Raw genomic sequence first — 24,341 nt, forward strand, 5'->3', positions numbered from 1 at the left:
GTATAACTGCTCAACCGCGGAGCATTTTTTTAATGGAGCCGAAAACACCGCGGGTAATTTCCCGTCCAACCGAACGGGTGATACTGTCAACCAAAATTCTTCCCAATCTATCAGTGGTACTTTGATTTTTCCGTTTTGCAGCCTCTTCCAGCCTTAACTTTGCCGCTTCCGCCCTTGCTTTGGCGTTTTCGGCTCGTATAAGCGCAGCTTCTTCTTTTGCCTTTGCCGCGTTTTCTTTTGCAAGCTGTTTTTCTTCGGCTTGGCGCGTTGCGGCTTCAGCTTGTTCGCTAAACTGTTTGGTAAGAATCTCGTAGGCGGATTTCCGATCGACCGGATCCTTGTATTTATATAAAAGAGGAGACTCTTCTACCAGTGCTGTGATTTTAGCACTGTCGATTACGCCCATTTTACTGTGAGGAGGAACAATCATTGTCCGCTGCGTTATGGAAGGGCTGCCGTCCTGCTGCAAAACGGAAACGAGGGCTTCGCCGGTTTTAAGCTGCGTGATAACTTGAGCGGTGTCGAATGCAGGATTAACGCGGAAGGTCTCGGCGGCAAGGCGTATGGCTTTTGCGTCCTTAGGGGTAAATGCCCTCAACGCATGTTGAATCTTATTTCCCAGCTGACCGAGGATCGCTTCGGGAATATCGGCGGGATTTTGAGTAACAAAAAAGACCGCAACGCCCTTCGACCGGATTAAACGTATAATTTGTTCAATCTTTTGAAGTAAAATCTTTGAGCCGTTATCAAACAACAAGTGAGCTTCATCAAAGAAAAAGACAATTTTCGGTTTTTCAGCATCACCGATTTCCGGAAGATTTTCGTAAAGCTCGGATAAGAACCATAGTAAAAAGGTTGAATACAGCATGGGCTTTTGGTACAGTTTGACGGCATTTAATATATTGATATAGCCTCGCCCGTCCGATGTTTGCTTAAAAAAATCATTGATATCTAAAGCCGGTTCTCCGAAAAAATTATCCGCTCCTTCATTTTCGAGCGTTAAAAGATTCCGCTGAATTGCTCCTATCGATGTGTCGGAGATATTACCGTATTTTAATTTTAAATCCTGCTTATTTTCACTGATATAATGGAGCATCGCTTTAAGATCCTTTAAATCCAAAAGCAAGAGACCGTCCTCATCGGCGACCCGGAATGCGATATTCAATACGCCGGTTTGCACTTCGTTAAGGTCTAAAAGGCGCGAAAGCAACAGCGGCCCCATTTCGGAAATCGTAGTGCGTATGGGGTGCCCCGTTTCTTGTAAGATACTCCACATCCGCACGGGATAACTTTTGAATTCAAAGTTTGAAATATGTAAGAGACTGAGCCGTTCTTGCAGTTTAACGCTCGATTCGCCTTTTTCGGCAAAACCGCACAGGTCGCCTTTCACATCCGGTAAAAACACCGGTACGCCTAAATCGCTGAATGCTTCAGCAATTACTTTGAGCGTAACGGTCTTTCCGGTACCGGTAGCCCCTGTAATAAGTCCGTGTCTATTCGCCCTCATCGGTAAAAGTTCAACCGTAGTTTCACCGCGGCCTAAAAAAATTGCTTCGCTCATAATGCTTCCTTAAAGTAATAGTATGAAAAAAGGATTGGGAGTCCCTAACAATCTTCGTTGAGATATTTTCCTGAAATTTAATCAGCCTGTAAAATTTTTTAGCGAAAAACACAAGAAAGGTCAATGCCGGCGAGTTTGTTCAAGTCTATAAACAAGAATCTTGATGCAGTTCAAAGAAGAAACGTATAAGGATTTTTACTACAAGAAGTTTAATCTACCGGTATTGAAATGCTTATTTCCTTATATTATCATAAGTCAAAGGCTATAAAATGGGTTTCAGAAAATTTACAAGATTAATATTACTTATTTCTTTTTGTATACATTTATCTGCATGTATATTACCTAAACCGCCATTAATAAATTTTATTTCAATGGAGGGTAATGATATTATCATTGAATATAATGTAAAAAAAATAGGCAATAAAATCACTCGTTTACAGACAGAGTCAATAAATGATATGCAGCGAGTAGAAATACCATTTGAAATTTTAAAATATAGTATAAGTCCACAGAATAAAAATAAAATACTAGTAACTGTGTCTAAGTATTCTGATAAATTTCAAGGTTCATTTAATATTTTTATAGGTTTTCAAAATCGTAGATTTGATAAAATTACGGTGTTTGTTAAAATAGATAAAAAAGATTGCACAATAACAGTTGTAGATGAGTATAGTTTTTGGTTCCTATAACGCTTTCGTAAGCTCCCTAGCCTATTGTACTGAGATATTGGTTGCATAGCCGTACAAGAATATTTTGTCTACGTTCGCTTAACCCGTTTAAAGAGTTCTTCGCGGGTAAGCACAATCCAGATTGGGCGACCGTGCGGACAGATGGGTTCCGGAAGTTCAAAGGCTTGCGCCGCAATGCGCTGCTGGGTTACGGGGTCGAGGATGGCGTGATCCTTGCAGGCAGCGCGGCAGGCGGCTGAGGCTAAAATCTGATAGAGGATATCATCGGCATTTTTACGGACGCCCGTGATGTCGCGGATAAGATCGCGTTCCGTGCCTGTCCACCGTGCCGGTACGGCGGTTACCTGCCATACGCCTGCACCTTCATCGGAGAGGGAAAAGCCCGCTTTACACAGCAGCTCCTGATGTTTTTTGATAAACGCATCGTCTTCTTCCGATGAAGTGATAATGCGGTAGGGGATTAACAGCTCCTGTACGCCGCCGATATTATGCCGCAGCTGCTCAAAGATAATCCGCTCGTGGGCGGCATGTTGGTCAATTAAATACAGCGCCTCGTTTTTTTCTACTGCGATAAAGGTACCGGCGACCTGTCCGAGCAGCTTAAAATCAGCCGGAGGAAGATCCGGCGGCGGCTGTAGACACGCTGCCGTACCCGAAGCCGCAGGCGGCGGAATAATGTGTTCCCCTACTGAATAAGGAACCGCTGCTGTCGCCGCTATTTGGCGGAATGCGCTACCGTATCCGCTTTGTGCAGAACCGTACTCCGCTTGAGTGCCGGATACCTCGTGGTTGTATCCGTCAGGTAGTACAACGGTATCGTTTCCGTACTCCCTTCCATATCGGTCATAGTCATCGGCTGCTGTACCGGCGGCTGGGTTAGCGCTTTTACCGTATCCATACAGGCCGGCTGTCGTGTCGGAGTGCGGCGGCTGTGGGTATGCTCCTGCCGGGGAACCGTGCTGAAAATCCAACGGGCGGGTAAGGCTGGGGTCATACTTTTCTTTTAAGAGACTTGCAACGGTATGCTGCCGGTAAAAGGAGCCGACGGCACTGCTAACGGCGTGGTGGATGGCGCCGTAATCTTGAAAGCGCGCTTCTTTTTTTGCGGGGTGAATGTTAAAGTCCACACGGGAAGGCTCTACCGTTAAAAATAAAAACGCAACGGGGTGTCCGCCGTTGGGGAAATAGCCTTCGCTGCCGTACTCGATTGCCTGTATAAGCCCGAACTCGGTAATTCTTCTACCGTTGACAAATACCATGATAGCGCGTTTATCGCTTCGGACAACATCCGGGCTGCCGAGCACAATACGGAACGAAAAATGCTCACCGCTTCCTTCAATTTCAAAAAAGAGCACTTCGGGTTCTTTAAACGAAAATGCAGCGAGGCAGCGTTCCCGCAGCGACTGTGCAGGAGGAAGCAGAAAGCGAAGCTCGCCATCCGTGATAAAGCGCATTGCGGTACGGTAATGCGGCAGAGCTTTGTCGAGAAAGATTGTTCTACACAACGCAGTCTCGGCAGCAGCCCGCTTTAAAAACTGCTTGCGGGCAGGGAAGTTTTCAAAAAGGTTTTCTACCTGCACTACCGTGCCGGCATTTAGACGCGCCGGAAGTATCTTCCCTAGCTGCAGTTTCCATGCGGCGGGTCCGCTCCTCGTTGAGGTAATTTCAAGATCACTGACCGCTTTAATAGAAGAAAGCGCTTCGCCGCGGAAACCGAGGCTGTGCAGGGAGAGCAAATCTTCCGCGGTGGATATCTTGCTCGTCGTATGGGTATCCGTACAGATTGCGAGGTCTTCGCGGCTCATTCCGCAACCGTTATCCGTAACCCGAATGCGGTCGATACCGCCACCTGAAATTTCCACTTGCACCTTTGAAGCGCCTGCATCGATTGCATTGTCTAGAAGCTCGCGGATAACAGCGGCGGGACGGTCGATAACCTCCCCAGCTGCAATTTTCCGTGCCGTTTCCGCATCAAGCGCTTTTACCGGCTTGTACACAGCGGCGGAATCGACAGCTGTATCAGTATAAAAAGAAACTTGAGATATTTCAGCAGGTGATTGAGACGAGGTATCCATCGCTATATGTCATCAGCTGAAAAGAGCTCCAGCTCAGGTTTATCCTGCGATTGCACCGGCTGATTCATCAATATCTGCACCTTACTTTCTATTTTATCAATGTCTTTTTCCAAGGTTTTAGCAAGCTTGATTCCTTCTTCAAAAGCCGCAAGAGCTTCTTCCAACGGAAGATCGGCACTCTTGATTTTTTCGCTGATTTCTTCAAGACGCGTTAACCGTTCTTCAAATTTTTTCAAATTCTTCTCCTTCCATATTCAAGGCAATCATACCGGAGTTTTTAATAGCCCTGCAGAATAATGAACCGCGACGGTGATGATAGCATAAATAGTTAGTGTCAATAACAGTAGTGCTTGAGCACGAAGTGTTTTCACCTCGTATATATTTTATTACATACTCTACTGGATAGTAAAAAGCATTCCATCTCTTTCCACCGTCCGATAAATCCTGTTTACCTTGAATGGTAAAGTCATTTACACCAATAATATCTTTTGGGAGACTAATACAGTAATTAAACCCATCCTTATATTCAATATACTCGATCTCAAATTTAGTCATCCCCTCAAAATAATCTACATAAATATCCTCTTGCTTTTTTAGTAAGAAAATATACTCGCACCCCGTTTTAATTCCATTCTTTTGATATGTTACTATTGAATTTTCTGCAGCGTAACCTTTTATTGTTTCTTTAATATTTATAGTATATTGCGTTTTATTTCCTATAATTTTGCTAGAGATAATTTCTCCCACTATTATTAAATCAGCTTGACTAACAAGAGAATAGAATTCCTCGAAAATATATAATGGAAAAACAGGGATACTAAAAATCACAAAAATAATTGTTGATAACAATTTCTTCATATATTTTCTTCCTTTGTATCGTAAGAGCGCCGTCTAACATTCGATTAATCCGCATTACACATTTTCTCCGAATAAATATACGAATCTTCGGATGCTTTCAGAGCAAAGGGTAGTCCATTTTCTCGAATTGTAGCTTTTACAAAAGAATTTATAGCCGAAGAAATATTGATTCCCATAGAATCACATATCCGCTCAAAACTTATTTTATCATCATTTATAATCTTTGCTGATATTGTAGTCATTTTTAATACCTATTACTACAATATACTGTATAAATCTCTAAATATCAACACTATCAAAACTGCTACAAGTAATTATGCTTTATATTATTTTACTTTTCTTATTTATATCTATAAAAACAAACAGTCCAAATCCTTTCTTATTTTATATTCACCGCCTTGAACCATGGAACACCGAGGAAACCCTTGTACAATTTTATTTTAACCATATTGCCAAGCTCTACTTCAGAATACAATGTGCTTCCAACCGAAATTTCTTTTTGTTTTGTTTTTCCGTCAATCCATGGTGAAACTTCAAGATAATAATTCGTCCGTTTTCCTTTCAATATGCGTTGATTTATGACAGTAACTTCGAAAACCGTAGGCTTTGATTTATCAAGTATGATGTTTGCAGAAACCGAAAAACCAAATCCATATAAAAACATAAGAAATAAAACACTGGCAACTGTAAGCATTCTGGTAGAACGCTTTTCTTCTATTTTCTTTTCTGATTCACTTATGCAAATATAATATAAAAAGAACATAACAAGCATTACAAATACCGAAACGGAAACTTGTTTTGAAAAACTATATATTTGGTTTATATAAATAGCAGCTAAAATACAAAGCGTCACAGAACAAAAACAAAAAGGAGTAAGAAGGCTTGGATATAAATCTGTATTGTTTGCATTAAAGCGAATTTCTCCATTTGAGAGACGTATAATCAGGAACAAAAGAATCGGATACGCTGCGCACACAATAAAACCAATATGCATGAAACTTCTACCTAAAAAAATACAAGCAATAAAAAGAATAGAAATAAGCACGCCGCCCCATTTTAAAATCCGTGCAATCATATACGTTTTTTGAAGAAGCCTATTTTTTTCATCATCTGAAAGTTCATCATGGGATTCCGTAAATTCTTTAATAGATTGCGCAACCTGCTCGACATATAAATTATGCGCATGAGAATCAAGCCATTCATATAGTAACTGTAAATTCTGAAAATATATAGAGACTGTAAATGATTTTATTTTTTCTATACCGCCGATTAAAGTTTTGTATGAAATTGAAATTCCTTTTTGAGTTATAAGAAATGATTGAAGCGAAGAAACAGGAATCTTCTTCACTTTTGCAAAACCCGAATAAAATTCGATCCCATTTTCATCATCAAAAGAACAGTATGCAAAGAATGCTTCCAAAACACTAAAAACAGAAAGCGTACCAGATAATATAAACAGCGGGAGCATCAGCCCCCAAGTCACAGCGGGATGTACTTCGGTAAGCAGAAAAAATAAAAATCCAAATAAAAAAGCTGCTGATAAAAAAATACCGCTTGCCACAACCACAACTTTCATTTTTTTAGAAAAAGTAAGTTTTATCATTTATTTCTTAAGTCCTTCATCGATTCTAAACTATTGGCTTTAATACCATCTGTTACGACATAGCATATAAGATAACCCTCTGTGCGGATAACTCTCCGTACAGATAACAGGTTCAACCCGTTTAATATATTTCGTCCCTACGGCTCGTTAAAATGATACGGTTCCCTGCTTTGGTAATGCGTATGCAGCAAACGGTGCGCCTTTTCAGAATTCGGCTTTCCCAAGTATTCGCTATAGACTTGCTTGATGTATGGATTATTATGCGATGTTCGTATCACAGCTCTTTCATCATCGGTGTAAAGACCTGCAGCCCTTAGCTTCCGCACCTCGTCGGTACAACCGTAGGGCTGCCCGCCGCCACCGACACAACCGCCGCGGCATGCCATCACTTCGACAAAATGATAGAGCGGGTCTTCGTCTGCTTTAATTGACTGTCTTATCTTCTCCAAAAATTCAGGTAAATTCCCGAGCTGATTGACAACGGCAACGCGAACTTCAGTCCCTTCAATATCTATTTTAGCTTCTTTAATACCGGTAAGACCTCTTACTTGATAAAAATCAAGCGCGGTGAGTTCTTTTCCCGTTATATAAAAATAGGCGGTGCGCAAAGCCGCTTCCATAACGCCGCCTGTTGCACCGAATATCGTTCCTGCTCCGGAATACGGGCCAAGCGGAGAATCTGCCTTCTGCTCTTCCAATGCATTAAATTCAATCCCGGCCTGACGGATATAGTTTGCAAATTCCCGCGTTGTAATAACCGCATCTACATCCTGGTAACCGGAAGCGGACATGGTACCATTGCGTTCGCATTCGTATTTTTTTGCCGTACACGGCATAACCGCTACCGAAAATATCTTTTTAGGATCGATGCTCATCTTTTCAGCCCAATAGGTCTTTATCATCGCCCCCATAATCTGCATCGGACTTTTAGTAGAAGAAAGATGCGGTATCAAATCATGATGATATTTTTCGGCGAATTCAACCCATGCAGGGCAACAAGATGTGAACTGCGGGAATGTGTAAGTTCTATCGGTAAAATTCGTCACGAACTCCTGTGCCTCCTCGGCAATCGTTAAATCAGCGGAAAAATTACTGTCAAATACATACTCAAACCCGATGCGGCGTAACGCCGTATATATTTTTCCGGTGGTGAGATCCCCCGGTTTTAAGCCGAATTCCTCTCCCAATGCGACCCGCACCGAAGGAGCTATTTGAACGACACTGATCGTATCGGGATCGGAGAGCTTTGCCCACATATCCATTTTTGGCGGAGTCTCGTAAATCGCGCCGACCGGACAATGAGCTGCGCATTGGCCGCAATGTACGCATGGAGAATCCCTCAATAGAGCCATTGCTGCCGGAGCGATAATCGTCTTTCCTCCCCGTCCTTGATATTCTATCGCATGTACCGCCTGCATGTGCTGACAGACTTCGACACAGCGTCCGCACGAAATACACTTATTTCGATCAAATACAATAGCGCCGTTAGAATCATCTTTCGGTTTTTCATTGATGTAGTGTTCAAAGTGCATCTCCCGCAATCCGAATTCGGCAGCTAAACTTTGAAGTTCGCATTTATTATTCCGGCTGCACGTAAGACAATCCTTAGGATGATTAGATAAAATCAATTCCAATACGGAACGCCGCGCCTGTACAATTTCGGGGTCATGGGTAATAATGTTCATACCGTTGGCAGCCTTTGTGCAGCAAGCTCGCATCATTCTGGCGCTGTTCTCAAGATGGACAATACAAAGTCCGCACGAACCCCATGCCGGTAAGTCTTTGTTATAGCAAAGCGAAGGAATCTTTACATTTGCCGCACGGGCAGCCTCCATTATCGTTGCGCCTTCGGGCACTTGCACTCGTTTTCCGTTTATCTTTATGTCCAACATGCAGATTCCCCCTTATTTTTTCTCGATTGCATCAAACCGGCAGCTACGGAAGCATTCTCCGCATTTTAAGCACTTTACCTGATCGATTGAATGGCGGTTTCTCCGCTCGCCTGAAATGCAGTTTGCAGGGCATTTGCGTGCGCAAGCGCCACAGCCGATACATTTTTCAGTAATATAGAAACTAACCAAGTCTTTGCACTTACCGGTAAGGCATTTTTTATTGACAATATGGGCGATATACTCGTCGCGAAATTTCTTTACCGTTGAAAGCGTAGGATTGGGAGCAGATTGACCAAGTGCACATAAAGAAGCTTTTTTCATGGCAAAGCCGATTTCTTCGAGTTTATTCAAGTCGCTCATTTCACCTTTTCCCTTGGATATCTTATCGAGCAACGCATAAATTTGACGAGTACCTATCCGGCACGGCGCGCATTTTCCGCAGGATTCATCGACACAAAATTCCATATAAAACTTTGCAACATTTACTACGCAGTCATCTTCGTCCATAACGATCATACCGCCTGAGCCCATCATAGAACCGAGCGCTTGCAGGTTTTTAAAGTCGATAGGAGTATCAAGTGCCTCAGGCGTAATAATTCCCCCTGAGGGGCCGCCGGTTTGCACCGCCTTAAATTTTTTACCGTTTTTAATACCACCGCCTATATCAAAAATAATTTCCCGCAGCGTCGTTCCCATGGGAACCTCAACCAACCCTGAGTTTTCCACCTTCCCGGTGAGCGCAAACACCTTGGTACCGGCGGAATCCGCCGTACCGATGCTTTTGAACCATGCCGCTCCTTTCATCAAAATGATGGGGATATTTGCAAACGTTTCTACATTATTGATAATGGTCGGTTTGCCCCAAAGTCCCGCCTGTGCCGGAAATGGAGGTTTAGGCGTCGGCATCCCACGCTTCCCCTCGATTGAGCGGAGCAGCGCTGTTTCTTCCCCGCAGACAAAAGCACCTGCACCCAGTCTGATTTCTATATCAAAGCTGAAATCAGAACCAAGGATATGTTCACCCAAAAGGCCGTATTCCTTTGCCTGCTTAATTGCCTTCTCCAGCCGGGATATTGCGAGGGGATATTCCGCGCGAATATAAACGAAACCCTTATTCGCACCGATTGTCCTGCCGCAAATAGCCATCGCCTCAATAATGCTGTGAGGATCTCCTTCGATTGTCGATCTATCCATATAGGCGCCGGGATCCCCTTCATCGGCATTGCATACAACGTACTTTACATTGCCTTTTGCTTTAAAGCCGGCATCCCATTTTAATCCTGTCGGAAAGCCGGCTCCGCCCCGTCCGCGTAAACCGGAAGCGGTAATTTCAGCGACGATTTCTTCTCTCGTCATTTCAAAAAGCGCTTTTTCAAGCGCAAAGTAACCGTCATGAGCGATATAGTCCTCAATATTTTCAGGGTCGATTAATCCGCAATTGCGCAAAGTAATACGCAGCTGCTTTTTATAGAAAGGAATTTCATCCACATCTTCCGCACTCTTTTTCTCTTTTGCATAAAGGAGGCGGTTCACCTGAATGCCTTTTATAATATGCTCATTGATAATATCCGCGGCGTCTTCGGGCTTTACTTCGACATAGAAAGCGTCTTCCGGAAGCACCTTTACGATAGGGCCTTTTTCACAAAAACCGAAACATCCGGTCTTAATGATTCTTACCTGATCGTCAACGCCTGCTTTTTTTACTTCTTCTACCAGGTTTTCATAAATCCGAACGGAATGGCTGGATTCGCACGCAGAACCGCCGCACACCAAGATATAATGGGTATAGTTCATACGTGATTCTCCCTAGCTTCCGCAGCATCCAACATATATTCGGTTACCGTCTTTTTGTTTATAATATGGCTTTCTATAATTTTTTGTGCGGTTTCGGGGGTAACCCGTCCGTATTTTACCGGTTTTTGCCCCTCCATGATGACTTCAACGACGGGTGCTCTATCCCAGAAGCTCTCCATATCCGCTTGAATTACTGCGACGGAGCCGCGTAATCCGAGTGCATTTACTTTCTCACTGATTGCGGTAAAGACATCTTTTGCCCCCTTTTGAAGACCGCACTCCCCCATACCGACGATCACATAAGCAATTTTATCGGCTGTCTGTCTGATTTTTATTTCGTTTACTAACGAATCTCTCAGTTTATGCAGCATCTCGCGTGTTAATTTTTGCATACCCCGATACTCCTTTTTGTTTTAGCCCCATATTTCATTAATCCGGCATTTTTTGCTCTTGTGTGCGGCAATCTGCAATGATTTTTGTCATATCTTCGCGTTTCAATTTTCCATGAACGATACCATTGACGGAAAGGACAGGTGCTAATCCGCAACATCCGATGCATCGTACCGGCTCAACAGAAAATTCTCCGTCGGCGCCGGTAACCTGTTCTTCCGTTAATCCGAGCAGGCTGCGAGATTCATCGAGAATATCTTGACTCCCCTTTAGGTAACACGCTGTTCCTAAGCAAATACAAATTTTGTGTTTTCCGGGTTTTTCCGTTTTAAAAAAGTGATAAAAAGACATGGTGCCGTATACATTGGCGAGAGGAATACCGGTTCTGATCGAAACTTCTTGCGCAGCCTCTTTTGAAATATAGCCGAATTCTTCTTGAACCTTATGTAAAATCATAATAAGGTTACCCGGCTTATTTTTCCAATCGGCGATAAAAGAGTTTAAAGAATCGGAGAAGGACGGTTGTGCGTTCATAAATCAGCCTCCAACCTTACCGGCTTATTCTGCCGGAAACATGTTGACAACCTTTAAAAAAGTTAACTTTTAAGGGTACCGAATTATACTCTACTTAATAGTATCACACCGAAAGATGTAATCTGTCAACCGGAAAAATTTCCACATTTCGATAACCATGCCGATAAGCAATTTCTGCAACATAGAAATCACGGATATACGAATACTCCGTGATACAAACACTCGTATAGAAATTGGGTTCATATATGCGGATGTTCGATGTCATGCTTAGTTACAAACTTCCATAGATAATTTTTTACATATTATTACTAAAGGCCTATTGTTGGTGAGGGGAATTGCCTCATTTTCTCTTGCCATATGAATATGGTCAACCTACATTGCCAAGATCATGTCAGCGTTGAAGCGGGTGTTAGAAGTTTTTCTTTACATAATTCAAATAAAAATTTATAAAATCATCTTTATTATAATTTTCAGTTTTATTCATAAACATTATATTACTAAATTCTAACCTACCATTTCCTAGAATATATTTTTTTGTATCAATTTTTTTCTTATAATTTCTAATAATCATATTTTTTTTCATTTTTTTAGCGAATAAATTTACACATCTATTTTGATTTCTTGCTAGTTTTGATAAAATTTTATATTTTAATAATCCATTGCTACTAAAAAGAGGTATGGATAAATCATCTAAAGTTTCTAATAATATAAGATTAGCATATTCGTTATTTAGTTTCAAGATTTTTGAATAGAGATTTCTCTTAATTCTAATTTCATAAGCATACAACCATGTAAATTCCATTATATAATCATATAAAAGTAGTGGATCATTTTCTATTACAAAAATAAAATAATCTTCCAGTATTTTTTTACATTTTATTCTATGAATATTTAAGGTATCACAGATTATAATTAAGGCTTCTCTTCGTCTGATATATGAAGAATCAAATAGCATTTTTTCACAAAATTTATAAATACAATCATTTTCATATTTTTTTAATATTAATTCTCGATATTTATGCGAATGAGTTACTGAATCACAAATAAATGAACAAGGACTCTCCGATGTATAAACAGCATTATTTTCATAACATTTTTCGAAGAAAAGATTTGCATCTTTAATTTGCAACAAGTCTTTGCATACTTCTTCCAAATACTCATCTGTAAGATAATAGGTATATTCTTTCACCTTTTGCATTAATGCATCTTTTTCCAATATTTTACCCTCTTTTTACCCATCTAACAACTGGCTGGACTGCACACGCAGACTAAACGCGCGTCGACTATAGGTCTGTGTTATGTGATATTTCCATCTCCTGTAAAGCTTTTTTATAAAAAGAATAAAAATTATCTATTTTATAGGAACCATATATTTTTTCAAAATAATTAATACTTTTAATATATTCATCTTTCGTGAAATCTTTAATCTTGTTTGCACCTTGAACATTTGTTATAAATATTTCAAAATTCATAGCAAAATTTTGAATACTGTCAGCTCTTATTTTTTGTAAGTATTTTTGATTTTTATTTAAGCCTAATACTTTCTTAGTAAGTTCTTCATCATCAAACAGAAGTATAGAAATGAAATTTATTAAATCAAAATTTTCAACAAGTAATTTCTTGAATTCCTTTGCTTTTTTACTTTTTAAATAAAATAATTCTGTTAAACATCTGGCAGTTAGTATAGGATTCTTTTTGTAATATTCACTAATAAAAGCTGCCTCCAAATATTTGCAATTACTTGTGCTTCGTTTTTTTGCAAATGTTAAAATTGCAACTTCTTTTTTATATAGAAAATCAGAGTATAAATATTCTGAAAATTTTTCCCAAAAATTTATTTCCTCCAATTTTGAATCTATATATTTATAATCTTTGTCCTTAACATTCAGAGTTACGTATAAATCAGTTAGAAATTCTATAATATTTGGAAAAATAAATTCATTTTCAGTTTTTTGGTCTATATCGATTAAATTATACAAATCAAACGGTATGTTGATAATTTCATCTTCAGAAAAATAACTATAGGCTTCTTTGCTATTGTATAATCCGTTGGAAAAAACTTTGATAAAATTCATTTATTCTATTATTCCTAAGTACCCTAGTGCGGGTATCCATATAACATTCGCTTAACCTGCATTCTCGTAAAGGGAATGTCAGGTTAAGCGGATGGTAGACGCATTGAATTATTTATCTTTCTATTCTTGCCTGACAAGCATTATATCTATCTTTTCTTTTTTCATAAATATACTTCCACCCTAAAATATTCTTCTTATATATAATATCTTAGCCGTCTGTAAATGAGGTAATATTAAAAACAAAATCTTTTATTTTATACACTCCTTCTTTTTTTACTAAATGGAATATATGATTTTCTTCTGTCTTTATAGTATTTCCCGCGAATTTTCCTTCTCCAATCTTCTTATATTCCTGTAAAGCTTTTTGGTCGAATTTTTCCAGCTCTTCTTCATTTATACAAATATCATCATAATATTTGAAATATTTCTTTTTTGTAAGCGCCATACCATGGTCTGCATAAAACCAATGCGAAGCTTCTGCTTTTACGACACAAGTACATTCCTTATCAGTGATTGAAACTACTGAGATATCTTTTATCTTTATGCTTTTACTTGTATTAAGAAATCTGTCCGGTTGTTGTGATGCTTTTGTATATAAATTCGAAATGATATTTTGCCAAATTCCATCTTCTAAAAATATTTTATGAAATATTTCTGTTAATTCATCGCTTGGTTTATAATCAAAATCAAATATATTAAAATAGTATTCCTTATCCAATACTTTTATTGTTTCATAAAATAATTTTATCTGATCTTCAACAGTAGGATTTTCCACATCTAATATTTTTAAAGATTCATAAAATGGTTTAAAATACTCTTTCACTTCAGGATTTTTTAAATCTAATCTTTCTTTTACTTCCTCAACGGTTAGCAGTTCTTCTCTTTGAGAATTTTCTATATCTATTGCTGCAGCAGTAAAATCTTTATTTTCATTCTTTTTACATGAGATAAACAAAAATAATAGAATAGAAAAGAATATAATTCTACTTAAACTTTTCATTTTTCCTCCACAGCAGACCAGCGACCTGTCGCCACAACATTGTTTTAAACTGCAAACGAGCATAGTCCCATTTGTCGGCTTTGAAAGCGGTGTTAGGCTATATTATTTATAAGCACCTTTTCGTGTTCCAAGGTCGACTATAAATACAATGACTGTATCTTCTGATATTTTATAGAATAGACGGTAATCCCCTATTCTAAACCGATATAGGCCTTTGTAATTACCTTTCGATATCATCGACAACTGTCTCATTCATGGTGTAATTGCGCGTTGCATATTCCAGATAATTTGAGATTGTTCTTTTCTGCCCATCAGCGGCTAGTTTGAAAATGTCATATGTACTGTCATCTATACGAACAGTAATTGTCCTCGTCATTTTATACCTCTGCTTCAAATGTATTCAGTTATATTCAAAACGTCAATCGGTTGCGCAAAATCACATCCTGTCTATAGAGGTTTTGAAGCCGAGGTTGGTACTGCACTTTTATTGCACCACTCTAGGTGCTGCTTAAAACGCTTTGTTTCATAGTAAAAAATATGCTGTTATTGATAAAATTTTTTATTCTCATGTATAATAACGGAAAAGGAGTTATACATATGAAAAAAGCATTTTTCTTTTTGCTATTATCAATAGCGATATTTTCTTTGTTTACATCGTGTCCAACATCGCCGCCTTCGCCGAAAGAAGAGCCTCAACGGATAGAGGAGGCGCCTGCGAAAGAACCGGCGCCTATTCCTGCTTCCGAACCGGACCAGCCTAAACCAAAGGAACCTGTTCCGGAGGCAGAACCGAAAACGGTAAGTGTCAAAAAGTACACCGTTGTTAAAGGCGATATTCTTTCACGAATTGCCTTGAAGCACTTTGGAAGTCTTGATAGAGCCTACTATTTTCCCATTATCATGGTGATGAATGAGGGGATAATAAAGCATCCCGATAAGATACGCCCCGGTATGACGCTGAATATTCCGGATTTTCAAGAATTTATGGCTCATCCTGAATATCGACAAAAAGCGAAATCTCAATTTGAGCAGTGTATTAAAATATATAAAAGAGAAAAAAAGTTCACTATGATGAAACGATTGCAAAAACGCATAAAATATATGGATAAACCGCAGTAGCACCCTAAAATCATCATACCCCGACTCAAGAAGCGTCGGGGTATGAAACCCTCGCACGAATAAATGTTATAGGTCGGTTCCACACCCGCCTGCCTTTAGGCAAGTCAATCTAACGGGCGCGCAGCATTCATTCAACTACCGCTTAACCTGCATTTGCGGTTGTCCTTGTTGTCAGCGTTGAAGTGGGTGTTATGGCAAAAATATTTCTTAGACAGAATTAGATTTCTTAAATCCTTTTTTCTTTAAGAAAAATTCTGTTATATTTTTTGAAGCGTATGCTTCTATATATTGTACTGTTCCTAAACAGCAGAAAACCGCTTCTTCGTCCAAGCCTGAAATTATATCCTTTATTACCAAACTATTATTTCAGTATATTCTGTAATCAGCTCGCCATCATCAAAACTATATACAATTTTTCCTATGAAGTTTTTTTCATTTTTTATTTCTTTAACCAACCAATATTTTTTAATTTCATTGAATATATATCCATGATTGTTTATTATTTTATTTTTAATGATAAAAACTTCTCCATTCTCTGACTGATAGGAAAAGCTATAAATCAGTATTTTTTTCCATGATATATTCTTATCTACTAAAAAACTGAAAACATCATACAAAATACCAAATGGCCATGTTTGTACGGTATGAGTCAAAAGCACAATATTGTTATGATTTTTAAAATCGGTATTTTCTTCATGACAAAAATTATACTGTTGAAAAGCCCAATGTGGATAACTTTTAGAATTTATTGCAAAATTTATTGCATAGCAATTAAATAGATATATACATATAAATAATAGTGAAACTGTTCTTTTCATTTTTTCTTCTAGAAAAGCAGTCCAGTAGCCTGTCGCCCTAATAAATGGTTGTACCGCGCGCGGCTTTTCCGCGTGTCGGCTACTAACCTTTGTTATGTGTATTACTTTAATTCAAATCCTTTTTCTTTATAATTATCAGTATTCTCTTTACTGCCGTTTCCAGTAACTGTCCATTGTGATATATAATCTGGATTTTTAATTACTTTGCCACTTTGTCTTTCTCTATAGTCACCGGGCTTTGCTTCTATAATAGCTCTATCATCATTTGGAATTGCAAATAATTCTTTGTAATTTTCTCTTTTTATTTTAATTTCTTTGTCAGTAATAGATTCTATGATTCCACTTGTCTGATATTGTTCCAACAATTCATTATTGCTATTGTAATACCTAATTCCAATTAAAATCAGTTTTCCAATTTTATTTTTATTCATTTCATATCCTTTAATTAAAATCGAGCTTGACCCGATTTTTAATATTTTTTCCTAGTGTAGTGTCGCCATAACATTGTTTTAAAGTGCAACCGGATCTATTAATCCTAATATTTTCATAATTAAGAGTTGCCATTGGATAATACAAACCTTTTCTAATTTTATTTCCAAATAAAATCAAAGACACATATTTTTTTCCATTATCTTCGTAAAATTCTTCGTACCCATACTCTTGAGGTTTATATTTTTTATTTAATCTTGAAATATGACCGTTTTCTTTTACAGTGTTCCAAGATAAAATCTTAGCTTTTTCAAAAATAATATCAAAATAAATCGACTTCTTTTCTTCTGAATAAGTATTAACTTTTATTACAACGTTTCCATTAATTTGTTTCAGATGGATTTTTGCATCATGCAAATATTTATATATTTTTATGAAATCAGATTTTTCAAAATCTTTTACTATACTCTTATTATATTCAAGAAATGCTTTGCGATATTCATCATCATTGTAATCAGCTAAATAAATATATTTTAAAATTTTTGATTTTTTTATATTTCCATAAGTTAATAACATTTTTAATCCTTTCCCAACGCTTGACGTTGGATACATAACTAACGCTTAACCTGCAACAAGGCTTGTCCGGTTTGTCGGCTTTGAAAACAGTATTAGGTGTTATTACTATTTAAATTCTATTTAATTTACATTAAACTTAAACTATAACGAGCATCTAGCCCTAACAAATTTTTTCTTATCAGTTTCTGATAATTCAGAAACTTTCATATTATTTGCTTTTGCATAAGAAAATAATGCTTTCAAATCTATACTATTTTCCATTTGAGACAACAATATAGGTTGCGGGGTATCTTTTAAAGTTTCTTTATAATTTTTCATTAGCCCAGTCATAGGTATAAACCTCCATTATATTTTTTGCATTTTCTTCATCTATTGCAAATTGAAATGGATGAAGAATACCGATAAATTCAGCATTAAATTTTTCGACATAATGATCAAGTAAAATTTTATTCGCTGTAAATCCATACATCATTCCATCAAAACCAAAGTCGATTGATTTTTTTGCAGCGATTGCAAACAAATATCCGCCAACACCTTGATATCTGATTTCTTCTATGTATACTTTTTCCAAGCGTCGTAAAGCCGCGTACTACCGCTACCTTGTTTCGCCCTAAAGTTCAATTTCATTTTAGTAAGCAAGCTTGAGTTGCTTACTAAAACATACTTTTTTTCATCGAGCTTGACTGGATGAAATTATATTCTTTTTTAAAATTTTATAATATTGAAACTGAATAAATAAATTATAAAAGCACAACCAATGTTTGTCCTTTTCGACCTTTCCTTATAATACCATAAAAATGACTCGTCTGCAATCTAAACTGCTACAAGATAAGGAACTCCCATATTATCCCTGTTCCCGATCCTCTCGATTTCTATGCTTTTTTTAATTTAAAATACTCTCTATCATACATAAACAATAATATGAGTAACAATGCAGATGCGCCTAATATAGTTAAATATAATTGTATTGATTCTCTTTTAAATAAAAGAATCATATTTGATAAATTAAAAAAAGTATGATAAAAAATTGCATTTAAAATATTGTTTTTTGATTTCTTATAAAAATATGTGATAAAAATACTAAGCATAATAACCGTAGGGATAAATAATAGGTATCCTACGAATCCGACGTTCATTATTTTGAAGAAATGCCATGCACCCCAAAGTATTCCAACAAATAGTGAACTGGTAAACGAAGTATATTTATTTTCAAAAATCTGTAATAAAGTTCCCCTCCAACCAATTTCCTCACTAATAGATCCGACAATAGTAACTATAACACCAATTAGTAATAAATATCCCGTGTATTCTGACTTAACATACGGCATTCCCATTAAATCAAGTATAAATGAAGATAGTAAAACCAGTGTTATTGGAAATATAATAGCTATTACTGAGTATCTATTTAATTTATAAGCATAAAATTTCCTTTCATTATATTTTTTTCTAAAAATTAAAGCTGTTATCAATGGAGATAATTGTACTGCAACCATTGTAACAGAGCCTAATAGTAATTCATTACCTCTGATATTTTGTGTAACACCTCCGGATATCATAGCAAGAAGAAAGGTTATTAGTAAGTTCATCAAATTAAAAAATACTACTTTTTTATTCATTTTACTTCCTCTAAACTTATTTCTTCGTTATCGTTAAAATAAATGTTATAGATTGGTTCTGTTCCCGCCTGCCTTTAGGTAGGTCAACCTAACTGCCGCTTAACCTGCATTGCCGTAAAGGCAATGGCAGGTTGAAGCGGCAGTTAGGTTTTATTTCATTTTAGATTTTTACGATCCATATTTTTCAGAAAAATACTCCGATTTGGCATCTTCAATAGTTATATCTGAAGAAACACAGCCTGTAATCTGTTTTAATAAATCCATTCCTGCTTCAGGTGATAGTTTATCTTTCTTCTGAGATTTTATGACATTTATTTTATAATCCAGTAAATCAAAAAACTCAGAAACATCTGAAAGAAATTCAACAGGAATGGATTCAAGCCTTTTTTCCAAAACTTCATATGGAACTTGATAAGATCGTTTTTTTGATGTATTTATCATTGTATCAGACATATAATCCTCCTAGATTCAACTACTATATTTCTTTGTAATTTATATAAAGTCAGACGGAAACCTCCCGAAATATTTGCATATTATTGACTTTGACATTACATTTCCCAGTATTGCATTTAAAAATCTCATATTACGAATTCCTGTTTTCTCCCATTAACAAATAGAAACGAGGAACTGAAGTCTCTTTTAGAAAAGCTGACACGAGAACATTTGTATCGATTACAGCATATATCGGCATCCTATATCCCTTTTCGTGCAGCAGAAATTTCAGCATTAATCTCTTCAAGATTCAAATTTGCGACTCCATTCTCTTCTGCACTTTCAGCTAGTGTATTCATTGCATTAAGAATGTTTAACGGAATCCCGTTTTCGAATAATATCTTTTTTATTGTTATAATCAATTTTCATTGCAAAAGGAATGCCTTTCTCCGCAACACTTCGTTTGAAAAAGATTCTCACTGCTGTCGATAAATCTAATCCAAGCTGGTCATAGATGGCGGTAACCTCATCCTTTAATTTGTCATCAACCCTTACCTGGACCAAAGAATTTGCCATACGAAGCATCCTTTTCTGAAGTTCAATGTAATGACATTGTAATACGAATAAGCGTTTTAAGCAAGCATACTTATTTAATCTACCTATATTTATTTGCCGCTTTCTCTTAGTTCAAATTTTCGCTTGTCATTAAGAATTACTTTCTTTAAATCTAACCTGCATCAATTCCAGCTGATTTTACCGGATTGTCAGCCTTTAATTTCTTATGCTTTTCCCACAGAGTATACAATGGAGTGCCGATCCATTCGAAATTCTCGCCTCCCATTAAATCTCTTAATGCAAATTCTTTATCATTAAAATTTTTGCACCAACAATATACAGCACCTTGAAGAAAGCTATAAATTTCTGCTTCTTGTTTTTTGAAATTCCAGAAACACTTCTTACTATGCTATTACCTTTTATCAGCATTATAATTTTTTTCCTTAACCGTTTGTACTCTATGTATAAACACCATAGAGCACAAAAATAATACCTAAATTTAGTTACCAAAAGACCCCGAATATCCAAGTTTCTTTAACCGAACTTGTAATTTCAGCGGAATGGAAGTACCGTCAAACTGTTGACTACTATGTCCGAAGTCTATTCGTTCCAAGCTTTCTGGAATTACGACTTCTGAAAGTTGTTTGCAAAAACAGAAGCCATCACCTGCTAATTTTTTTGCAGATGTTGGTAGTGTTATTTTTTTGAGATCCGGACACCAACCAAAACCTCCGATTATTTCACACCCTTCTTCAAAAATAGCCTCTTTTATTGTTGAGTTTTCAAACTTGTAGTTTTCTGGTGCTCCTAAATAACCTTCATTCTTAGCCCAATTTGAGCGAATGATAATGCTCTTTTCTTCAAAATTAACATATTCTGTTCTAATTTCTGTCAAATTATTTAATTCTTTCAAAGAGCCTTTTAATGTAATATAAAGATTTGCAGGAGATTTTCGATTTTTCTGAGCAAGTATCTTACATTTCTCAATAGTAGATGGAAGTTTGTTTATAGTAATATGACTTGAGGGAATTCCTCTTGAATAGATCTGAGTTAAAGAAAATTCCTTTACACCTTCAGGTATTTTTATCAAAATTTCGCTAATACCTTGAAAACCTAAAAATTCAGATTTGACTGCAATGACAGGTATATCCTCTATTGTTGGAGGAATATCATATACTTTTTGATTATTTTTAAACCCAGTTATGATAATGGATTCAACATCATCGGAAAGTTTATAACTAAAATCGCTTGCAGAGTTTGCTGCAAAAACTGAAAAAGCAGTAACTACTATTAAAGATACTGAAACCAAAATTTTCCTCATAAAATCCTCCTATGATTTTATAAATTTATTTTTTGGTCGAAATAAATGTTATAGATTAGTTCTGTTCCCGCCTGCCTTTAGGTAGGTCAACCTAACTGCTGCTTAACCTGCATTGCCGTAAAGGCAATGGCAGGTTGAAGCGGGTGTTAGGTTTGTTCTCGTTTCCAAACAGCTTAATTATAATTAGAACTTACTCAACAGATTGAATATTAGCATACACAGACTGCATATTTTTTATAATCTTATCTACTTTACTATTATTCATTCCCAGTTTTATACTCTTTTCAATATTATTTATGCATTCTTCTTTTTTACCATTAGCCATGTTAATAATAGAACGGTTTAAATATGGAAGCGGATATTTATTATCAATATTTAAAGCCTCTTTAATATATTTTTCTGCTTCTTCATATTGTTTTTTATTTATATAAATACAACTAATATTGTGTTTAACCATGGCTAAAATATCTATCGTATAAACAGACCATGTCATCCAGAGAATCGTTTTTTTCCATGGTTTTTCCTCAATACAACGCTCAAATTGTAAAAAGTGATATAATGCTTTATCTAAATCATTTTTATTCATATACTTTCTACCGGTGTAGAAATCTTGATAAAAGTATTGACTTATTCTTCCAGGTATAAGCAAAAGTAAACCAATAAAAAGCGAAGTAACAAGGCGATAATCCTTGTTAGTATTTGATATACTCCAATAAACAATGGTAGCAAGTGATATAAGTATTACACCGTAAAGTATTTTTAAACAGAGCGTCCTATTCATTTTTTATCCTCCGCGCCGTAGGCGTCAACCTAACTAACGCTTAACCTGCATTTGCGGCTTGTCCGCAATGTCAGGTTGAAGCGAGTGTTAGGTAGTGATCAGTTTTGCTGAATACTTACTTGAACTTAGATATTCTTTTATTGATAGTGCATACCCAATAAAAGGGAAACTTTGTAATTCCTCTGCAAATAGATTAGTAACTAATATGAGGCTATTAACATTTTCTTTGTCCAATATTTTACTGACCATACTCTTAAACTTTAGATTTGTTTCAATTAATCTAAAAAGTTCAGTATTTGAGAAAAAAAGCGCAAGAGAGGAGTTTCCATCTTTTATTTGATTTTTAAATGCTTTTTGAATTACTTTCCGTAACTCATCAACAAAATAATCAATATTACTCACGCATATTTTTACACAGAACAGATTGCCGTCATTATTTCTTATACTAGTCATACAAGCAATTTCTACACCATAATTGATTTTTGCGAATTTTGCTTCTACTTCATCATCTGTTAAGTTGCTTATATCAATTTTATCAACATGCAGTGTATAAAACTCATTAATTTCTGGAACACCCCCCTTCATACATTGGTTAATTATATTAGATAGTTTTACACTATCAAGTTTATCACTAATTTTATTTTTAATTTCTATAGTACTACAGAACAATATATTTTTACTATTAGTATCTTTATGAATATTTGCAATAATATCGGTTAGTAGTTTATTTGCTGCATTTGCTTTTATAATTAATGATTTATCGTATGTAAATGATTTACACTCTAATTTAATGCTTCGTTCGTTTTGATGGACTAAAAAATCGTATGTATCACTACCAACATCACCATCCTTGATATCCACCTCATATTTGGAAGAAACCATGCTAAATACTAGCATTTCAAATTTAAGTGATAATAAATCACTAGAGTTAGAGAAAGAGGCGTATATTCTTTTTTTATACTTTTCGATTTTACTAGAATTAATTTTTTTTAAAAAAGCAATACTAGTCCAACAAAATGCAAGACTTTCTAATACACAATCATACTCATATTGATCGAGCTCTTCGATTTTTTTATGATCCAATAAATACAATCCATAGGAAACAGAGTTACTAAATAAAATCGAAATATCCATCGTTGCAAACATGGGTTGCCCATTCCTTTCCATAACAGCAAGCCATGGTTTTTCTGGAAATATTTCTTTCATATCTGAGAATACTCTTTGATAAATTTCATTACGCATATGTTAAACCCCATCAATCTAACATTCGCTTAACCTGCATTGCCGTAAAGGCAATGTCAGGTTGAAGCGGGTGTTGGTTGGCAAATTTTTATCTAATTCTCATTTTTGAATGTGAAATCTTGATAGTATTAACCCTGTTTAGAGATTCTATAAACTGAATTAGACCATTTTCTGCAATTATATCCGAGAATCGAGGTCCTATCATGATTTCATTAACTGGTAATTCCTTGTTTTGATTAATAATAATGTATGGAGTAATTACTCCATTACGAGGGCGAAAACAAATATCTTTTTGTAAATTAAAAACAAATCTGTATTCTTTTTCACAATAATTATTTTCTTGTTTTATTAATGAATGAAAAAGCAAAAGGAGTCCTTCAGACCGTACACTATTGTCGATTAATACCGGATCTAAATTATTGGTTTCCAGCTGTTTTTTATTTTTAATAATGAAATTTAATATATTAACTAAAATATCAACTTGATTTTTTTCACTATATACGACATTACCTGCTTCAAGATTAAATTTAGGTTTTTGTAAGAAATGAAAAATATCACTTATTTCAAATTCGAGACTATATCCATCATTTTTACCATAATATGACCACTGACTTATTAAATCTTTTTCTGTAGTGAAAGACAATACATAACTTCTTTTTGCATCTAACATATTTCTTGTAATAAAATCCTTATATTCTATCTCTGCCTTTTTTCCGTAGACAATTTGATAAGATTTATATAAAATTCTATCTGCATAACTCATTTCGAATACATCATTCATAAAGTCTCTTTGAGTAACCCATAATTCATTTTTTTGTAAAATATTTAATAACGCGTTACTATCTGTATAGTGATATAAGAATTCTCCTGATTTAGGTGCAGGTCTTTCTTTTTCACAAATCGAAAAAACAGTTTTAAGTAAATCATCAAAAATCATTCAATTACTCCTTTAATATATTTATGTCCATCCAACACCCTTTA

28 protein-coding genes are annotated in these 24,341 nt (G+C 36.2%); 2 read left to right on the forward strand and 26 right to left on the reverse strand.

Going from position 1 to position 24,341, the window contains the following annotated elements; all coding sequences use genetic code 11:
* Nucleotides 1-10: 10 nt before the first annotated feature.
* Nucleotides 11-1,561 (reverse strand): helicase HerA-like domain-containing protein, encoded by a 1,551-nt coding sequence (locus E4N69_RS11145; protein WP_253823874.1) that lies wholly within the window; start codon nt 1,559-1,561, stop codon nt 11-13.
* Between the two features lie 269 nt (nt 1,562-1,830).
* Between E4N69_RS11145 and E4N69_RS11150 the strand changes: the two genes are divergently transcribed.
* Nucleotides 1,831-2,250: a hypothetical protein gene (locus tag E4N69_RS11150; protein WP_253823875.1), complete on the forward strand. Its 420-nt coding sequence runs from the start codon at nt 1,831-1,833 to the stop codon at nt 2,248-2,250.
* 68 nt (nt 2,251-2,318) lie between these two features.
* Here the strand turns inward: E4N69_RS11150 and mutL are convergent, their stop codons facing one another.
* From mutL to E4N69_RS12850, 13 genes are all read right to left on the reverse strand, one after another.
* A complete protein-coding gene (mutL, locus tag E4N69_RS11155) occupies nt 2,319-4,325 on the reverse strand; it encodes a DNA mismatch repair endonuclease MutL (protein WP_253823876.1) in 2,007 nt (668 codons plus the stop codon).
* A gap of 2 nt (nt 4,326-4,327) precedes the next feature.
* Entirely contained in the window at nt 4,328-4,561 is a 234-nt protein-coding gene (xseB, locus tag E4N69_RS11160; RefSeq protein ID WP_162664362.1) for an exodeoxyribonuclease VII small subunit, read from the reverse strand.
* Nucleotides 4,548-5,183, reverse strand: a complete 636-nt coding sequence (locus E4N69_RS11165; RefSeq protein WP_253823877.1) for a hypothetical protein — start codon at nt 5,181-5,183, stop codon at nt 4,548-4,550. Before E4N69_RS11165 ends, xseB begins: the two co-directional genes overlap by 14 nt.
* Nucleotides 5,184-5,227: 44 nt before the next feature.
* Nucleotides 5,228-5,425 (reverse strand): type II toxin-antitoxin system RelB/DinJ family antitoxin, encoded by a 198-nt coding sequence (locus E4N69_RS11170; protein ID WP_162664364.1) that lies wholly within the window; start codon nt 5,423-5,425, stop codon nt 5,228-5,230.
* A gap of 137 nt (nt 5,426-5,562) precedes the next feature.
* Nucleotides 5,563-6,786, reverse strand: coding sequence for a hypothetical protein (locus E4N69_RS11175; RefSeq protein WP_253823878.1), 1,224 nt, complete (start codon nt 6,784-6,786; stop codon nt 5,563-5,565).
* 137 nt (nt 6,787-6,923) lie between these two features.
* On the reverse strand, nt 6,924-8,678 hold the full coding sequence (locus tag E4N69_RS11180) for an NADH-dependent [FeFe] hydrogenase, group A6 (protein WP_253823879.1): 1,755 nt from the start codon (nt 8,676-8,678) through the stop codon (nt 6,924-6,926).
* A 12-nt stretch (nt 8,679-8,690) separates the two neighbouring features.
* Nucleotides 8,691-10,472 carry an NADH-quinone oxidoreductase subunit NuoF gene (locus E4N69_RS11185; protein WP_253823880.1) on the reverse strand — a complete coding sequence of 594 codons (1,782 nt, stop codon included), beginning with the start codon at nt 10,470-10,472 and terminating at the stop codon, nt 8,691-8,693.
* Nucleotides 10,469-10,864 (reverse strand): (2Fe-2S) ferredoxin domain-containing protein, encoded by a 396-nt coding sequence (locus E4N69_RS11190; RefSeq protein WP_253823881.1) that lies wholly within the window; start codon nt 10,862-10,864, stop codon nt 10,469-10,471. Before E4N69_RS11190 ends, E4N69_RS11185 begins: the two co-directional genes overlap by 4 nt.
* Before the next feature lie 37 nt (nt 10,865-10,901).
* Complete coding sequence (locus E4N69_RS11195) at nt 10,902-11,396, reverse strand: NADH-quinone oxidoreductase subunit NuoE family protein (RefSeq protein ID WP_253823882.1); 495 nt, start codon at nt 11,394-11,396, stop codon at nt 10,902-10,904.
* A gap of 409 nt (nt 11,397-11,805) precedes the next feature.
* Complete coding sequence (locus E4N69_RS11200) at nt 11,806-12,612, reverse strand: hypothetical protein (RefSeq protein WP_162664369.1); 807 nt, start codon at nt 12,610-12,612, stop codon at nt 11,806-11,808.
* Nucleotides 12,613-12,679: 67 nt separating this feature from the next.
* Nucleotides 12,680-13,471 carry a hypothetical protein gene (locus E4N69_RS11205; protein ID WP_253823883.1) on the reverse strand — a complete coding sequence of 264 codons (792 nt, stop codon included), beginning with the start codon at nt 13,469-13,471 and terminating at the stop codon, nt 12,680-12,682.
* A 208-nt stretch (nt 13,472-13,679) separates the two neighbouring features.
* Nucleotides 13,680-14,471: a hypothetical protein gene (locus E4N69_RS11210; protein WP_253823884.1), complete on the reverse strand. Its 792-nt coding sequence runs from the start codon at nt 14,469-14,471 to the stop codon at nt 13,680-13,682.
* A gap of 102 nt (nt 14,472-14,573) precedes the next feature.
* On the reverse strand, nt 14,574-14,723 hold the full coding sequence (locus tag E4N69_RS12850) for a type II toxin-antitoxin system RelE family toxin (protein WP_162664372.1): 150 nt from the start codon (nt 14,721-14,723) through the stop codon (nt 14,574-14,576).
* Between the two features lie 345 nt (nt 14,724-15,068).
* Here E4N69_RS12850 and E4N69_RS11215 point away from each other — a divergent pair, with 345 nt between their 5' ends.
* Nucleotides 15,069-15,590, forward strand: coding sequence for a LysM peptidoglycan-binding domain-containing protein (locus E4N69_RS11215; RefSeq protein ID WP_162664373.1), 522 nt, complete (start codon nt 15,069-15,071; stop codon nt 15,588-15,590).
* 350 nt (nt 15,591-15,940) lie between these two features.
* On the opposite strand, the gene E4N69_RS11220 is transcribed toward E4N69_RS11215, so the two are convergent.
* The 12 genes from E4N69_RS11220 to E4N69_RS11275 form a co-directional block, all read right to left on the reverse strand.
* Complete coding sequence (locus tag E4N69_RS11220) at nt 15,941-16,408, reverse strand: hypothetical protein (protein ID WP_253823885.1); 468 nt, start codon at nt 16,406-16,408, stop codon at nt 15,941-15,943.
* Nucleotides 16,409-16,509: 101 nt separating this feature from the next.
* Nucleotides 16,510-16,839 (reverse strand): hypothetical protein, encoded by a 330-nt coding sequence (locus E4N69_RS11225; RefSeq protein ID WP_253823886.1) that lies wholly within the window; start codon nt 16,837-16,839, stop codon nt 16,510-16,512.
* A 10-nt stretch (nt 16,840-16,849) separates the two neighbouring features.
* The gene (locus tag E4N69_RS11230; protein WP_253823887.1) at nt 16,850-17,449 is read right to left on the reverse strand and encodes a hypothetical protein; all 600 of its coding nucleotides are present in this window, start codon (nt 17,447-17,449) and stop codon (nt 16,850-16,852) included.
* 105 nt (nt 17,450-17,554) lie between these two features.
* Entirely contained in the window at nt 17,555-17,743 is a 189-nt protein-coding gene (locus E4N69_RS11235; protein ID WP_253823888.1) for a hypothetical protein, read from the reverse strand.
* Nucleotides 17,718-17,984, reverse strand: coding sequence for a hypothetical protein (locus tag E4N69_RS11240; RefSeq protein WP_253823889.1), 267 nt, complete (start codon nt 17,982-17,984; stop codon nt 17,718-17,720). Before E4N69_RS11240 ends, E4N69_RS11235 begins: the two co-directional genes overlap by 26 nt.
* A 301-nt stretch (nt 17,985-18,285) precedes the next feature.
* Nucleotides 18,286-19,029, reverse strand: a complete 744-nt coding sequence (locus E4N69_RS11245; protein ID WP_253823890.1) for a CPBP family intramembrane glutamic endopeptidase — start codon at nt 19,027-19,029, stop codon at nt 18,286-18,288.
* A 168-nt stretch (nt 19,030-19,197) separates the two neighbouring features.
* On the reverse strand, nt 19,198-19,482 hold the full coding sequence (locus tag E4N69_RS11250) for a hypothetical protein (RefSeq protein ID WP_253823891.1): 285 nt from the start codon (nt 19,480-19,482) through the stop codon (nt 19,198-19,200).
* A 342-nt stretch (nt 19,483-19,824) separates the two neighbouring features.
* Nucleotides 19,825-20,037 carry a type II toxin-antitoxin system RelB/DinJ family antitoxin gene (locus tag E4N69_RS11255; RefSeq protein WP_253823892.1) on the reverse strand — a complete coding sequence of 71 codons (213 nt, stop codon included), beginning with the start codon at nt 20,035-20,037 and terminating at the stop codon, nt 19,825-19,827.
* A gap of 478 nt (nt 20,038-20,515) precedes the next feature.
* Nucleotides 20,516-21,337, reverse strand: a complete 822-nt coding sequence (locus E4N69_RS11260) for a leucine-rich repeat protein (protein WP_253714493.1) — start codon at nt 21,335-21,337, stop codon at nt 20,516-20,518.
* 190 nt (nt 21,338-21,527) lie between these two features.
* A complete protein-coding gene (locus E4N69_RS11265; protein WP_253823893.1) occupies nt 21,528-22,118 on the reverse strand; it encodes a tetratricopeptide repeat protein in 591 nt (196 codons plus the stop codon).
* A gap of 87 nt (nt 22,119-22,205) precedes the next feature.
* Complete coding sequence (locus E4N69_RS11270) at nt 22,206-23,324, reverse strand: hypothetical protein (protein ID WP_253823894.1); 1,119 nt, start codon at nt 23,322-23,324, stop codon at nt 22,206-22,208.
* 124 nt (nt 23,325-23,448) lie between these two features.
* Complete coding sequence (locus E4N69_RS11275; RefSeq protein ID WP_253823895.1) at nt 23,449-24,297, reverse strand: DUF2971 domain-containing protein; 849 nt, start codon at nt 24,295-24,297, stop codon at nt 23,449-23,451.
* Nucleotides 24,298-24,341: the final 44 nt, after the last annotated feature.

The organism is Treponema sp. OMZ 906 (assembly GCF_024181185.1).
Lineage (GTDB): Bacteria > Spirochaetota > Spirochaetia > Treponematales > Treponemataceae > Treponema.